Below are 13,090 nucleotides of genomic sequence, written 5' to 3'. Positions count from 1 at the left end.
ATGTCGAGTACCACCACCCGCCGCACCGGTTTCCGCAAGGCCGCCGACGCCAATACCCGAACTTTCGCCGGTGGCTTGGCCGCCACCCTGCACGACCGATGGGGGGTATGGGAGGTGCGCCGCGCCGGCGTCGTGGTCGGTCACGTGGTGATCGATTCGGATGAGTTCGTGGTGGTGCCGGAGGGGTGGCCCAACAGGGAGGGCATCGGTCGCCGCGCGGGTGTGGCCGACGCGGTGCGGTTGTTGCGTCGTCACCTCGACAACCCCCCGACCGCGCCCGCCACCCCGGAAGCGGCGACCCGCTTGGCCGGGCGGGTGGTCGGCACCTGGGCCACCGGGTCGCGGTCTCGCCGGGTCGGTCACGTGTTGCGGACCCGGATCGCCATCGCGCCGGGGAGCGCGACGGAGATCATCCGGATTCTGCACGGGTATGACCTGGTGGCCGACGTCGAGTTGTCAGGGAACCTGGCCGTGGTGACCTGGGTTCTGCCGGTGGTGGCCGAATGGGGCGAGTTCTCGGATTCGCCCGGCCTGCCGGGCGACTACGACACCGACGTGTCCGCCGTGCTGACCGAGCAAGCAGGGACCCCACACGAGATCGAGCGCGGCAAGTGCGTCCATCGCGACGCGATCAACGCCGCACTTCCGGCCGGGGTCGTGTTCGACGGCACCGTCTTCCGTTCGCTGGACTCGCCGACCCACGAGGCCATCGCCGACGCCATCGACGGGGTGGACTTCAGAGCCGAGACGGCCGGGGTGTCCCACGACTGTCCGGACTGGACCACCACCGACTGACCCGCCCTGGCGGGCCCCACACCCGGTGAGGCCGGCGCCGTCCACACCGGGTCGCCTGTCGACGCCTGCCCCGGTTGCCTGCGTCGCTTCCGCTGATCGTCACCGCCGCCACCTGACCTGCCGCCGCTCCGGCGAGGTCCGCCGCAGCCATCAACACCCACCCTGATTCGCATTCGCACACCTCGTCGAAAGGCTGTCATGTTCACGACCACCGCCACGCCCACGCCGAACGCCACCGCGCCCGGTATCCCGGCCCCTGCTGTGCAGGACCCGGCCCCGGTGCGCGAGTTGGAGATCACCCACACCCCTGAGGACGGAACGGTGTTGGAGGGGATCACCCGGGCGGATGACGCCTACGACATGTTGCGTGGGCTGGGATGGCTTGCGCGCAAGGACGGCAGCTACGTCCTGCAAGCCAGCAAGCACAAGCCTGCGAAGCGGTACCGGATCAAGGAGACCGCCGAGGCTCTTCGGGAGCAGTACGGGGTCGCGGTGCGTGTGGAGCTGGAGCGGGGTTTCACCGCTCCCGAGGAAGCCGAGTACGACCTCGCCGCCGCCGCCGAGTTGCGCGCGAGCCGGTTGGAGCGCCGCGCCGTCCGGCTGGACACGCTGTCCAAGGCCGCCCACGACGCGGCGGTCCGGGTGTTCGATGCCATCCCGTTCGGACAGCCGGCATTGCCGGGTCACCACTCCTACAAGGCCGACAGGCGGCGCCGGGATCGGGCGTGGGCGCAGTTGGGCCGCTCCTACGAGCTGGGGCGCGAGGCCGAGCAAACCCAGGCAGCGGCCGAAACCGCCGGGAAGCGCATGACGCATCGCCACAACCCCGTCACCGTGGCCAACCGGATTGACCGCTTTGAGGCGGAGGGACGCGGGCTGCTGCGGACCATCAAGCGCGACGACGCGGCACGCAAGCTCCCCGAGGAGGCCCGCATCCGGCTGGGTCTGCGCCTGCTCAGCGACGACTACCGGGAGGACATTGCCGAGCTGTACGCGCACAACCAGGGACAGATCGCCTACTGGACCGAGTTCCGGCAGGCCCAGCTGTCCACCGGGGAGGCCGTCGACTACAGCCAGGAGGTGAAACCGGGCGACTTCGTGCGGGTGCGCGGCCAGTGGCACTACGTGGTGCGCGCCAACAAGAAAACGGTGTCGGTGCCCAATTGGCTGGGGCTCTCGTGCACGGACACCAGTCCGTGGCAGGAAGTCCAAGCACACGTTCCCGCTGGTCACGAGCGGCACACGCCGATGTTGACGGGGTTCCTGCGTGGCGAGGTCAAGAAGGCCCAATACGCCGACGACCACAAGTTCGTCACGCACGCCCGCAAGCTGTTCCCCGATCTGGCAGCACAAGCGCTCGACCCTGCTACCGGGCCTGTCGCCGAGTCAGCGGGAGAGACGAGCGCTCCCGAGGCCCCCGAGGTCGATGACCACCAGGCCGAGCAGCACCGAACCGACACTGACGGCGCGCCCGCCGCCGGAGCGCGGCGGGTGACGCTGGAGCTGGGGCAGGGCCACGGCCGCGCCACAGTGGACGCGCGGACCGACGCCGCCACCGGCGCGACGGTCTACACCGTGGTTCGCGCCCGCGCCATGTCCGGGTGCGTGACCCTGCGACCGGTGTCCGTCCGCGCCGCCACGACGTCGGGCCCGCCCCTGGTCGCTGTTGTTCTCGGTGACGCGACCCGAGGACGGTTCGACCTGCCCGAGGACTGCCGCGCCGACGGCGCGGCCCTGATCGTGCACGGAATCGAGCTGGTCGGGATCTTGTCCGAGGTGTCCGCCGAGTCGGTGGCCCAGGCAGGGCAGGACGGCAACCCGCCCCGCTACCGGTTCGGCCGCTACATCGACCACGACCGGCACGGCGCCGCCCCCGGGGCCACGCGCGAGCGCGCCTCCGCGTTGGTGCGCGCGCTGGTGCGGCACTGGCACGACCAGCAGCACCAGACCACCGCGCCGGACGAGGGACACCAGGTGGACGTACTCGACTTGATCCACGACCCGCACGACGTCGAGGCCGCCGCCCGCGTCGCAGGCCCGCACCTGGATCCGCGGCCGGGCGAAGCGCTGGTGTCGCTGTGGTGCTACGACCCCGCGACCGCCTACTACGTGCCCGCCCGCGAGGTGCCCCGGGGCTGGGTGTTCCGGGGCGAGGTAGCCCGCGTCGCGGTCGCCCTGCTCAACCGCGCCCACCACGACGACCTGACCGAGATCTATGCCCGGTGGGCCGGGAACACGGTGGTGTGGACATGGTCCCGACGCCCCGAGCGGATGCACCCCGACGCGCGCGGCACCTACCGGCTTGGCGAGCGCGGGACGTGGTTGGCCAAGCCCGCCGAGGCCACACCAGCGCCCGGCGCGGTCGACGGCGGAGAGCACCAGGCCGACGAGCAGCGGCCCGCGCTCGTCCCGGACGCCGCCGAGTCCGAGTCCGAACTTCTGACCTTGTTCTGAGACCCCCGCTCCGCGCGGGTCGTGTCGGGTCCGCGCGGGACGCGCCCTTTTTCACTACCCCTGAGGAGAGATCACCCATGTACGTCTACAGCTCCGTTCCCGCCCGTGTTCCGATTGAGCTGGTCGAGCCGAGAACCGTCCTTGACGACGACGGCAGCGAGAGCGCCGGCGACGGTTACGCCCTGCTGATCGGGCGGCCGCGCGACTGTGGCGCGCTGGCCGTGACCGGCACCCGCGACGAGCTGCGCGCGTTCGTGGAGTCGGCCGCCGCCGCGCTGGCCGAGCCGACCCAGGCAGGGCCCGAGCCGACCGCCCAGGCCGCGCCCACCGGGTTGGTCGACGATGGCGAGGTGGCCCGTTTGGTCGCCGAACTGGAGTGGCATTTGACGCCGCAGCCGGGGGAGGTGCTGGTCAGGCTGCGGGCAGGGTTGCCCGGGGATCCGGCGTTGCCCGGTCGCCCCTGCACCGAGGGGTACAGCTTTCGTTTTGAGGTCACCGAGATCGCGGTCGCCATGATCGCCCGCGCTCACCACGCGGATGACGACGACTCCGCCGAGTGGGTCGGCGACACCGTGATGTGGACCGAGGTCCTGCCCGAATGGACTCAAGACACGTTCGTCGTCCGCGACGCCGAAGGCCGCTACACACTGGGAGACTCCACGACCTGGGAATGGATGCCCGTCGACCGCTGACCGGCGGCCCGAACGACCCATCCGCGCCCCCGCAGCGGCTACTCGCGCCGCGCCGGGGCGCGTGTGGGGCGCCGTTTCCGTGCTGCGGTTGCCGGTTCGTCTCCGGGGCGTCGCACCCGGTTCCCCGCCTTGTTCTGCCTTCCCCGCCACCCCCGACCCACCCACATCCTTGAAGGACCAACATGCCGCACCACGACTCGGCACCCGACCCTGTCACCCTTGCCGACGCCGACTACCTGGCCGGAGCCTTGGTAGACCAGGTGGGTCGGGTGCTGGACGACCAGGTCGGGGTCCGACACCGCGGCCCTGGCCGCCGCGCCGCTGCGGCCGGAACCCGGTGAAGTCCTGGTCACGCTCTGGTATGGCCCGGACGAGCCACGGGTGCCCGCCGTGGCGACCCCCACCGGGTACCTGTTCCGCCCGTGGGCGGCCCGGGTGGCCGTGGCCGCCATGAATCAGGTGTACCGCAGTGTCGAGTCCGACAACTACGGTCTGTGGATCGGCGAGCACGTCGTCATCGTGGATCGTCAGTGCGCAGACGTTCGCGGCTACGTGCCCGAGATGGTTCGCCCGTCCCGGACCGGCCACTACGCGGTGGGGGACCGCGCGACCTGGGTCGAGATGGACTGATCACCCCCACGTGCCCCGGGGCCTCCCGGAGCCACGCGGAAGTGGTCCCGACCAGGCCACGCCGGTACACCAGGGGATCGCATTCCCTGGTATACCGGTGTTTTGCGTGGTTGGGCCTGTCCCTCTGGTACACAGGTAAGTGGGGGCCAAGGGAGCGAGCATCCTTGGAGGGCACGGGTATGTGCCGTAGCAAGAGGGAAAGGCCCAGGCACGGGAAACGGTGCCCTGGGCCCAAGGACTCACGGGAACGTGAGCGCCGCGCGGAAGCGCGGCGGATTCGGCAGCGGATGGGTCGCAATGACCGCAAGACGCGCCACGCCGCCGAGGAGGCCGACGCCGCACGCGTGGAGGCGAACAGGTTGCGTGCCGCGATCGAGCGCGCCGAGGACGCGGGACGGCCGATCGACCTCAGCCGGGAGCGGGCGGCCGGCGCCGCCGAGGCCCGGGCCGAGGAGTTGGCCGAGCGCGCGGCCGGGTACGCCTGGACCGTTGAGCGGGATTTGGAGGTGTATGGGGATGTGCGGGACGCGGCGCCGGTGCCCGTCCCCCGGGATCTGGAGACCCGGGCCGCCGATTTCACCCCGTGGGCCGCTGTCCAGCTCAGCGACGACGAACTGAGCGACGGACTGGCGTGGGCGTACGAGTCCGGGGACACCGCCGCCGCCGAACAGATCATCGCCACGATGGACTACCGCGACTCGCACGAGGCGGGGGAGATCGTGGCGGATGTGGTGGCCGATCGGGCGCGCCGCCTGGATCGGAGCCCGCTCACCAATCCGGCCGTGCGGGGAAACCGCCGTCTCACCGCACGCGAGCGCAGCCGGGAAGAACACCGTGCCTACATCTACACGCAGTGGTTACAGGCCGAGTTAGACACTCGGGGAAACCTTCTCAACAAAGAAGGGCAAGCCAAGGGCGTTGACGCCATGGAGCTGTTCAGCGGCCGTGCCGACCGCGCCAAACTGTACGCCAGCAAAGACCTTGTCGACTGGTGGGACAACAACGGCGGTCGAGTGCCGTTCTCGCTGTGGGAATCGCTGCGCCGAGGGAACGCCAGCCAGTACGACCGCGTACGCGCACAGGAATACGGAGAAGCAGCGTGAGCACAATCAGAGCCGACATCGGGAGCATGACCCCCACTGCCGCCGACATCCTGGGACCCGGAGAAGTCATCGAGGCCCAGGACGCCGGACGCCGCGCCGCGCTGGACGGAGCACCGGTCACCGCGCACCCCTGGGGCACGGCCGACGACGCCAAGGCGAGAGCGCGCCGTCAGATGTGGGCGGCCGGCTACGCGCAGGGGATCACCGACCGGTACCGGGCCGCCGGATGGACCGGACCCCACACCGACGCCAGTCCCCCGAACGAGAGTGGGGGAGTGGACCCCGAGGACGCCGCGCCGGTCCCCCCGCAGAACGCGTCCGGGGACCAGCCCGAACCCGGGCGGGAAACGTCGTCGCCCGTCCCCCCGACCCCGTCACCGGACACGCCCGCCGGTGCCGTGCTCGGTGACAGAGCCATGGTCAAGCCGCCCACCACCCTTCCCGAGCCCGCCGCCTCGGACCCGGGGGAGGGGAGCGGACGGGACCTGAGTGCTCCCCCGCCGGGGGAGTAGGGCCACCACCGCCACCACGGGCCCACCCTCATCTCGCGCCGCAGCCGACCGACTCCGGCCCACGCGCGGGTTGGGGGTGGGCCCGTGGTGGTCCGCGGGGCGACCGCTGCCCTCCCCCACCGAAGAGGGGGGCCGTTCCGAACCCCTCCCCCACCGCCTGAGATCGCCCTCGACATCGCGGGCGAGCGCCGACGCGCTCGCTGCTCGCTCACCGCCCCGCGCGATTCGTTGGATATACTGACGGCGGAGCCGTCCAGAATATACGGACGGAGTCGCACGAGGCGTCCCACACAATCCCCGGCCTGCCGCGCCGGTCCCTCGCGCCCGTCCCTTTCGCCAGTCCCCGACACTGCCAGTCCCTTTCCCCGGTCCTGTTCCCGGATCATGAAACGGCCCCCCTTCCCGATCAGGGAAAGGGAGCCGCGCACGACGCGCAAAGGGGGCTACACGGTCGTCCGGGGCCGCCGCGGCGCTGCCCCACCTTGGTCTCCACGGGGTGGGGTGTCGGCTCCGTCGGTGGTCGTCCGGTCCGCCTTCTCGGTCTCCCCGTTCGCCGCGTCCGGTTGGCTCTCGCCCACCCCGGCCGGGACACCCGGCGGGGGATCGGGTGTCGCCGTCGGCGGTGCCCACCGGGCCCGGGGTGTCCCGGCTCGCTCGGCCGCGTCGGCGGCGTCCTGGCCGACCTTGGGCGGGTAGTACCTCTCCACTTCCGGGTGTTCCCGGATGCTGCGCAGGTGGAATCCCTGGAGGCGCAGGATCGTGCCACCGACGCGGGCCATGCCGCGGCCGGGGACGCTGGACGCCCCGTAGTCGTCCACGAGCACGCGCCAGTCCTTGCCGAAGGCCATCCGGGCGCCCTCGGGGGAGACGAAGCCGAGCACGATGCGTTCCTCGAGCATGTCGCGGACCGGGCCGGGCATGGAGTCGTCGGTGTCGGGGCGTTGGGTGGCGATCATGAGTCGTCCCTCGCTGGCGCGCATCTGCCGGGAGATCTGTTGGAGGAACGGGTCGAAGTCCGCCTTGCCGAGTATTTCGCGGATCACCTGGATCTCGTCGATGACCACCAGGTAGCGCGGCATGGCCGGCTTCGACCGGTTGCCGCGTTGGTATTCGGCGTCCTCGTCGTAGCGTGACCGCATCAGCGACACGATTTCCCGGATGGCCTTCGACCATTCCTCCGGATCGCGCGCTACGCAATGAACACCTTCGCGGCCCTCGAACACCACGAAATCGGACCCGGACTTGCCGTCCAGGATGAACACCCCGCCAGGGAAGAACTTCATGCGCAACGCGCGGGCGATGAACCCCCGCATCCACACCGATTTGCCGGCGCCGGTGCCGCCGATCACCATGTAGTGCTTTTGCGCGTCGGCGGGGTTGACCATCGCGATGGGCAGCGAGGTGACCAGGTCGCCGCTGTCGGGGTCGATGGAGTCGACGAACCCGTGCGCGTGCTCCTCGTCGGTGACGCCGATCGGGATCCCGGGGACGTCCCCGAAGTCCTGCTCGTCCACGGAGCGGGGCAGCGGCGGGTCGGCGCTGATCTCCAGCCGGGTGGTCCCGGCGGGCCAGTTCACCCTGTAGCGGCCCTCGTGCCGCAGCGCCCAGGAGATCGCCGCGGCGACCTTGTCGCGCACCGCGGGTTCCTCGGCCCTGATGCCGGTCCCGTACTCCACCTCGGCCGCGACCAACCTGGTGCCCGCCCAGTCCGCGGCCACGACGTCGAACCGCTCGGGGTCCTCCCGCACGGTGGCCGCAACCCGGTCGACCAGCCAGGACAGCAGCCGCTCCCGGGCTCGCCACTGATCGGTCAACCCCGCGCCGATCAACCACAAACCGACCGCCAACAGCCAGCCCCACAGCCCGGCCTCCCAGGCCAGCACGGCCAGGGCCAGGACGCCGATCGCGCGGCGGCCCAGCCGCCGGACCGCGCGCCGGGTCCGCCACCGCCAGATCCCGCGGGTGGACATCATCAGCGCCACCCACGCCCCGACCGCCACCGTGACCGGCAGCAGCGAGAACCCGCTGACCGGCCAGAACACCGCGATCGCGCCGACGGTCAGCCAGCCGGGAGCGCGGCGGCTGTCGTGCCAGGCCAGCCGGACCTCGTCGGCGCCGATCGAGGCCCACCACATCGCCGCGGCCTGACGCGCCACGGTGCGCGAGCGCAGCCACCACGGCACCCACCGACGCCGACGGCGCGGCCGTCGATGGGGGACAGGCCCGGCACCGTCGCCAGGGTCCGGTTCGCCCGCGTTCGACGTCGGCTCCGCTGGCGGTGGGGGAGGGGGTGCGGGGTGGTCGTGCTCGAGCGGGTGTTCGGTAGTGGTCATAGCGGCATCCGGGCGGCCTTGCCCGCGACGTCGTAGGCCGCCCGTTCGTGATCGCGTTCCCCACGCCGCGCCTCGTTGATCCCCCATGACGGGGGCCGGGTGCCGCGCAGCTCGGCGGGGTATCCGGCGGTGGGGTGGCGGCCGTGTCCGTCGGGATAGACCGGGACGGCGGTGGGGTAGCGGCCCAGGATCACGGCGGCCACCTGCCGGGGCATCACCCAGTCCCGCAACGGGATCCGGTTGTACTTGGCCGGTGCCCCCGGCAGCAGCCCGACCGGCACGCGGGGGACCTCTACCCCGACCCGGACCCGGCCCCACCGCCCGGCCGCGTAGTCGACCAGCGCGTCCAAGCCCTCGACCAGCTTGGCCACATAGCGGGCGAACGCGACCCAGTCGTCCTCGTCGTTGAGCGCCGCGCGGTCGAGCTCGCCGCGCGCGCCGGTCGGACCCATGGTCCAGCCATGCACCGCGGCGTCCCCGACACGCAGGACGGCGGCGGTCCAGGTCTGGCCCGGGTCGACCCCGACGACCGGCAACACCCCGACCTCAGGCGGGGGAGTGGGTGCCGGGTCAAGCTCGTGGTCCTGGTGCTCGACGGCGACGGCCGTCTCGACGGTGCTCACGTGTGGTTCCCCTGTGGGTCAGCCACGCCGTCGACCAGACCGCACGTTCGCGGTGCTGGGGTCGACGTCGGGCCCGCCTACCGGGGAGGGACGGAGCCGCGCCTACAGCCCAGAATGCCACGCCCGACCCACACTTGGCTGCCACCAGCGCAAACGGCTTGCGGTGGCAGGCGGGCGCCGGGGATCAGGACGCTACACCAGCGTCGAGCGAGGCCTGCAGGCGTCGAGCTCGTCCCGGGTGCGTGGGTCGCCCGGGTCGACCCTGCGGGCCAGGGCTGCGGTGGTGACGGTCAGGCGGTGGCCCATGACGGCGTGGTGGTGCGGCACCATCTCGATCCCCCACAAACCGGCGACCCTCGATGAGCGTGGCACCCTGATCGTCCTCGACCGGCGAACGGATCCAGCACCAGCCCACTGCAGGGCGCGATCCGCACGAGTAGCCGCCTAAGGGGCAGCATCCTCTCCTTACGGTGCTAACCAGGGCGACGCGAATCTGCTCTGCTTGGGTGAGCAGCGAGTTGGTTCAGCTCGCCGGCCCTCTCCATACCCAAACTTCCGGCTTGGACGGCATCGGTGCCGGCGAGGAGTGGCGCCATTCGCAGGGCTTCGGCTCGCCACGCCGGATTCGGCCGACTAACTCAACGGATTGGACGACCGCGTGATTGCCCAACTTCTCAACTGCGGTGCGGTGGTTGAGTAAAGGCGAATGGAAATCTGATCGGTTGTGGCAGTGTTCGTCCCGCGACGGGAATTCCATGAAATGCTGATCGTGAATGATTCGTAGGGTAATGAAGAGCTGTTCACGATGTTGCAGGGGCTGCGCCGGTTGCGGGAGATCGGCGGCGAGCGGGTGAGCGTGCGCCGATCGAGTGGCGGGTGGGTTAGGCGGCGGACGGCCAGCGCACAGTCATGACCACGGAGGCGGCCAGGGCCTCCCAGGAGTGGTCGATGCCGGGTCCCCACATGACGTAGTCGCCGGGGCGGGTCATGGTGTGGCCGCCTTCGGTGAGGTCAACGCGGAAGTGGCCGCTGACCAGTACGACCAGGGTGGTGCGCTGATCATCAGAGGTCCACTCGGGGCGCTTGTCGCCCTCGGGGTGGGTGCCCCACTTGACCTCAACGTCCTTGGAGGAGCGGATGCCCTCGGACGGGTCGATGAAGTGGCCGACCAGCCAGCCGCGGGTGTTGGTGGTGTCGTCGGCGGCGTTGCCGCTGGACCAAGCGGTGGTCACTCGGTGATCTCCCAGTCGAGGGGTGGCAGGGTGACCCGGGTGGGGTCGAGTTCAACGAGGCGCCGCGGGCCCTGGAGCATGGCGAACAGTCCTTCGTTGCTCCACGCTACATCAGGCAGTAGTTCGCTAATGATGTCCGGGTCTGTGTGGAATAGCGATGCAGCCTGGATGATTCCCAGTTGACTGCGACGATTCCAGCCGAATCTCTGTCGGGATGGGGCGCGGCGGTGGCTGGCAGTAGATGTTGTTGGCAGGGCACGTTGGCGGGACAGACTCCCTGATTGGTGCGCCGGTGAGTGGATGTGTCGTCGTCGTGGTGCCGGTGAAGTATTGGTGTGCCGGGCAGAGGCTGCTGTGGGGAGCGGGTGCGTCGGTGGGATAATCGGGCCACCGTGGATGATGTGCAGCGCTGCTGCGGCTTAGTGACGGGTGGACGGGGCAGTCGCGTTGGTCGCGCATGGAGTGGTGATGCGCCGAGTGGAGTGGGTGCGGGCATGAGCGTCGATGGTCGCGGGAGAAGGACACGCAGCACTAGCAAGGAATGGCCACCACTGTAACGGCCGGTGCGGGGCAAGGTCAGCTTCCACTGAGGCGCTGTTCCGTGTCGTGCACGCTCACACCTTGGCCAAGGCGGGCGACCGCCGCGCTGCGCTGACCGAGGCCGGAAACGCCCGCTCCCTGCTCGCCGCCGACCCCGGGGACGAGCCGACGTTCTGGGCGTTGACCTGGGGACCTGCCCGTGCCTCGGTGTATTCGCGGACCGCCCGCGTCCACGAGACCTTGGGCGATCACCGCGCTGCCCAGGAGTACGCACGCGCCGCTACCGCCCGCACCGGCTCCGGCTACGCCCGCGTTGTCGCCCTCGACCTGGCCTCCGCCGCGGAGATACACCTCAAGCACGGCGGGGTCGAACAGGCCTGCGCGACGTGGATGCGCGCGCTGGACCGCATGAATGGCGTTCACTCCGCCCGCGCCCGCAAGGCAGTCATCCGGATGCGTGGTGACATCGCCGGGTTCCGCGCCCGCGGTCTGCGCTGCGCTGTCGACCTCGACGAACGCGCCCGCGAATTGCTCACCTCCGCCTGAATCCCACGGTCCCATCGGACCGACATTCCGCCGCTGCTCGTACACCGTGGGCGCGGTCAGCGTGAGACGCGTACAGGGGTGCGGGCGTGCAGGTCCAGAATCGGGTGCAGGTAGTCGACCCGCGGGCCGGTCACGCCGGACAGCTCCCGCACCGAACGGGGCAGGACGATCTCTCGCAGTTCGGCGTCGCGGCCCGCGGCACGCTCGGCCGCCAGCACGGCCCGGAACCGCTCCCGTATCAGCGCCTCGGGCAGGGACGGCGCCCGGAAGAACACCCCGATGTTGCCGTGCTCGCCCCTGCTCAGAGCCCACAGCGTCAAGTCCTCGTGCGCTACGGCGATCCCGGTCTCCTCACGCAGTTCGCGTGCCGCATGCCGCGCCAACGCCGACCCGTCCAGACCGGCCCTCGCCTCCGGGGGCTCCACCGAGCCTCCCGGCAACTGAAGCCGGCCAGGGGCCGCGGTGGTCGCCGACATACGCCCCACCAGCAGCCCACCCCGGCCGGTCGGTTGGGCGACAGCGACGAAAACACTCGGCAGCACCGCAGCCCCCGGCACTCGGCGCAAAGCGAAGTGCCGGTAGGTGACCCGCGCCCAGGACAGGACCACCGTCCCGGCGTCGTCGCGCCGCAGGCCCGCACACGCCACCACCGGCCCGTCGAACAGACCGGTCGGGTTCTGCAGGACCGCCGCCTCCCACACCGCGTCCTGCGTCACCTGGTGGGCCGGCGGTACCGGCGGGGCGGTCGTCTCGACCAGCCGAAGCGCGCGGACATCCATCAGCTCGACCTCGCCGAAGGGCTGCGGTGGCATCACCACCACATACTAGGAGCGCCAGATGACCGAGGCCCGACCTCAGTCAAAGTTCCTGCTGTGCGGGCGTCGTTGACGGCGGCGGTCGATGAGGCCGTGCGTCCAGCCCGGGTGCGGCGGGGTGAGTGAATGAGGATTTGCCTACCGCTGGCGGCCGGGCCCTGCTGCGTCGTAGACGAGGGTCAGGCCAGTGGTGCCCAGTCGAGGGTGGTGGGTCGTTGTCCGTTGGTGGCAAGCAGGTCGTACAGGGCTATGCGGATGCGGTCGAGGGGGAGGAGGGCGTGGGCGGGGAACTCGGTGAGGTTGCCCATGAAGTCGAAGGTGAGTTCGTGCTCGTCGGCGGGCCGGCCGTTGCCGTCGGTGCTGACCCAGATGCCGTCGAACCCGTGCCCGCTGTAGGAGAGCAGCGCTTGGTGGTGGTCGATGCCCAGGCCGATCTCGGGCGCGGTGTCGCTGTCGTCGTCCTCGACGTAGAGCTGGGCCAGCAGACGCGCCCGGTACCGGAGCGAGTCGCGGTGGAGTCGTTCGATGAAGGCGTCCACGTCGCGCTCGGTGGCCAGCACGACCCCGTCGGCGTCGTCGGGGGAGTAGTGCGCCAGCAGCGTCATGGGCTCGCCTTTCCCCGGTAGGTCTTGTGGAAGCCTCCGGCGCCGTGAACGGTGAGAGTGTAGCCGCGGGGCAGGATGGCGGGCAGCATTCGGTCGCAGGACCAGGGTCCCCGGTCGCCGGGTAGCGGGGACGCATTACTGCGTCCCCGCCCCCTCAGAACCGGACTTGCGACTTTCACCGCATCCGGCTCAAGCAAGTCTTGATGGCGT

The 13,090-nt window shown here is 70.7% G+C and carries 15 protein-coding genes; 8 read left to right on the top strand and 7 right to left on the bottom strand.

The window, feature by feature from the left end:
• The 7 genes from BMY07_RS03500 (at position 1) to BMY07_RS03475 (ending at position 6,186) form a co-directional block, all read left to right on the top strand.
• The gene (locus tag BMY07_RS03500; RefSeq protein WP_092774984.1) at positions 1–795 is read left to right on the top strand and encodes a hypothetical protein; all 795 of its coding nucleotides are present in this window, start codon (positions 1–3) and stop codon (positions 793–795) included.
• Between the two features lie 198 nt (positions 796–993).
• Positions 994–3,249: a DUF3560 domain-containing protein gene (locus tag BMY07_RS03495; protein WP_092774983.1), complete on the top strand. Its 2,256-nt coding sequence runs from the start codon at positions 994–996 to the stop codon at positions 3,247–3,249.
• A 77-nt stretch (positions 3,250–3,326) separates the two neighbouring features.
• On the top strand, positions 3,327–3,941 hold the full coding sequence (locus tag BMY07_RS03490) for a hypothetical protein (protein WP_092774982.1): 615 nt from the start codon (positions 3,327–3,329) through the stop codon (positions 3,939–3,941).
• A gap of 182 nt (positions 3,942–4,123) precedes the next feature.
• Entirely contained in the window at positions 4,124–4,282 is a 159-nt protein-coding gene (locus BMY07_RS34095) for a hypothetical protein (protein ID WP_177215418.1), read from the top strand.
• A 40-nt stretch (positions 4,283–4,322) separates the two neighbouring features.
• Positions 4,323–4,571 carry a hypothetical protein gene (locus BMY07_RS03485; protein WP_092774981.1) on the top strand — a complete coding sequence of 83 codons (249 nt, stop codon included), beginning with the start codon at positions 4,323–4,325 and terminating at the stop codon, positions 4,569–4,571.
• Between the two features lie 287 nt (positions 4,572–4,858).
• Positions 4,859–5,674 carry a hypothetical protein gene (locus BMY07_RS03480; protein WP_092774980.1) on the top strand — a complete coding sequence of 272 codons (816 nt, stop codon included), beginning with the start codon at positions 4,859–4,861 and terminating at the stop codon, positions 5,672–5,674.
• A complete protein-coding gene (locus BMY07_RS03475) occupies positions 5,671–6,186 on the top strand; it encodes a hypothetical protein (RefSeq protein ID WP_092774979.1) in 516 nt (171 codons plus the stop codon). Before BMY07_RS03480 ends, BMY07_RS03475 begins: the two co-directional genes overlap by 4 nt.
• 443 nt (positions 6,187–6,629) lie before the next feature.
• Here the strand turns inward: BMY07_RS03475 and BMY07_RS03470 are convergent, their stop codons facing one another.
• The 4 genes from BMY07_RS03470 to BMY07_RS03460 all read right to left on the bottom strand — a co-directional run bounded on the left by BMY07_RS03470 (position 6,630) and on the right by BMY07_RS03460 (position 10,374).
• Positions 6,630–8,342 (bottom strand): type IV secretory system conjugative DNA transfer family protein, encoded by a 1,713-nt coding sequence (locus BMY07_RS03470; protein WP_143073328.1) that lies wholly within the window; start codon positions 8,340–8,342, stop codon positions 6,630–6,632.
• Positions 8,343–8,515: 173 nt separating this feature from the next.
• Positions 8,516–9,142, bottom strand: a complete 627-nt coding sequence (locus tag BMY07_RS03465) for a hypothetical protein (protein ID WP_092774977.1) — start codon at positions 9,140–9,142, stop codon at positions 8,516–8,518.
• A gap of 192 nt (positions 9,143–9,334) precedes the next feature.
• A complete protein-coding gene (locus BMY07_RS33385; RefSeq protein WP_143073327.1) occupies positions 9,335–9,514 on the bottom strand; it encodes a hypothetical protein in 180 nt (59 codons plus the stop codon).
• A 509-nt stretch (positions 9,515–10,023) separates the two neighbouring features.
• Complete coding sequence (locus BMY07_RS03460; RefSeq protein WP_092774976.1) at positions 10,024–10,374, bottom strand: signal peptidase I; 351 nt, start codon at positions 10,372–10,374, stop codon at positions 10,024–10,026.
• A 504-nt stretch (positions 10,375–10,878) separates the two neighbouring features.
• Here BMY07_RS03460 and BMY07_RS03450 point away from each other — a divergent pair.
• A complete protein-coding gene (locus BMY07_RS03450; protein WP_483860460.1) occupies positions 10,879–11,460 on the top strand; it encodes an NsdA family TPR-like regulatory protein in 582 nt (193 codons plus the stop codon).
• A gap of 56 nt (positions 11,461–11,516) precedes the next feature.
• On the opposite strand, the gene BMY07_RS03445 is transcribed toward BMY07_RS03450, so the two are convergent.
• From BMY07_RS03445 to BMY07_RS36130, 3 genes are all read right to left on the bottom strand, one after another.
• Entirely contained in the window at positions 11,517–12,272 is a 756-nt protein-coding gene (locus BMY07_RS03445; RefSeq protein WP_092775425.1) for an NUDIX hydrolase, read from the bottom strand.
• Positions 12,273–12,454: 182 nt separating this feature from the next.
• A complete protein-coding gene (locus BMY07_RS03440; protein WP_092774974.1) occupies positions 12,455–12,880 on the bottom strand; it encodes an Imm1 family immunity protein in 426 nt (141 codons plus the stop codon).
• On the bottom strand, positions 12,877–13,059 hold the full coding sequence (locus tag BMY07_RS36130; protein ID WP_425426234.1) for a DddA-like double-stranded DNA deaminase toxin: 183 nt from the start codon (positions 13,057–13,059) through the stop codon (positions 12,877–12,879). Before BMY07_RS36130 ends, BMY07_RS03440 begins: the two co-directional genes overlap by 4 nt.
• Positions 13,060–13,090: the final 31 nt, after the last annotated feature.

Source organism: Actinokineospora terrae, assembly GCF_900111175.1.
In the GTDB taxonomy this organism is placed as follows: Bacteria; Actinomycetota; Actinomycetes; order Mycobacteriales; family Pseudonocardiaceae; genus Actinokineospora; species Actinokineospora terrae.
The sequence above is the reverse complement of the archived record's forward strand: the minus strand, read 5'-3'. Positions and strand labels throughout refer to the sequence as shown.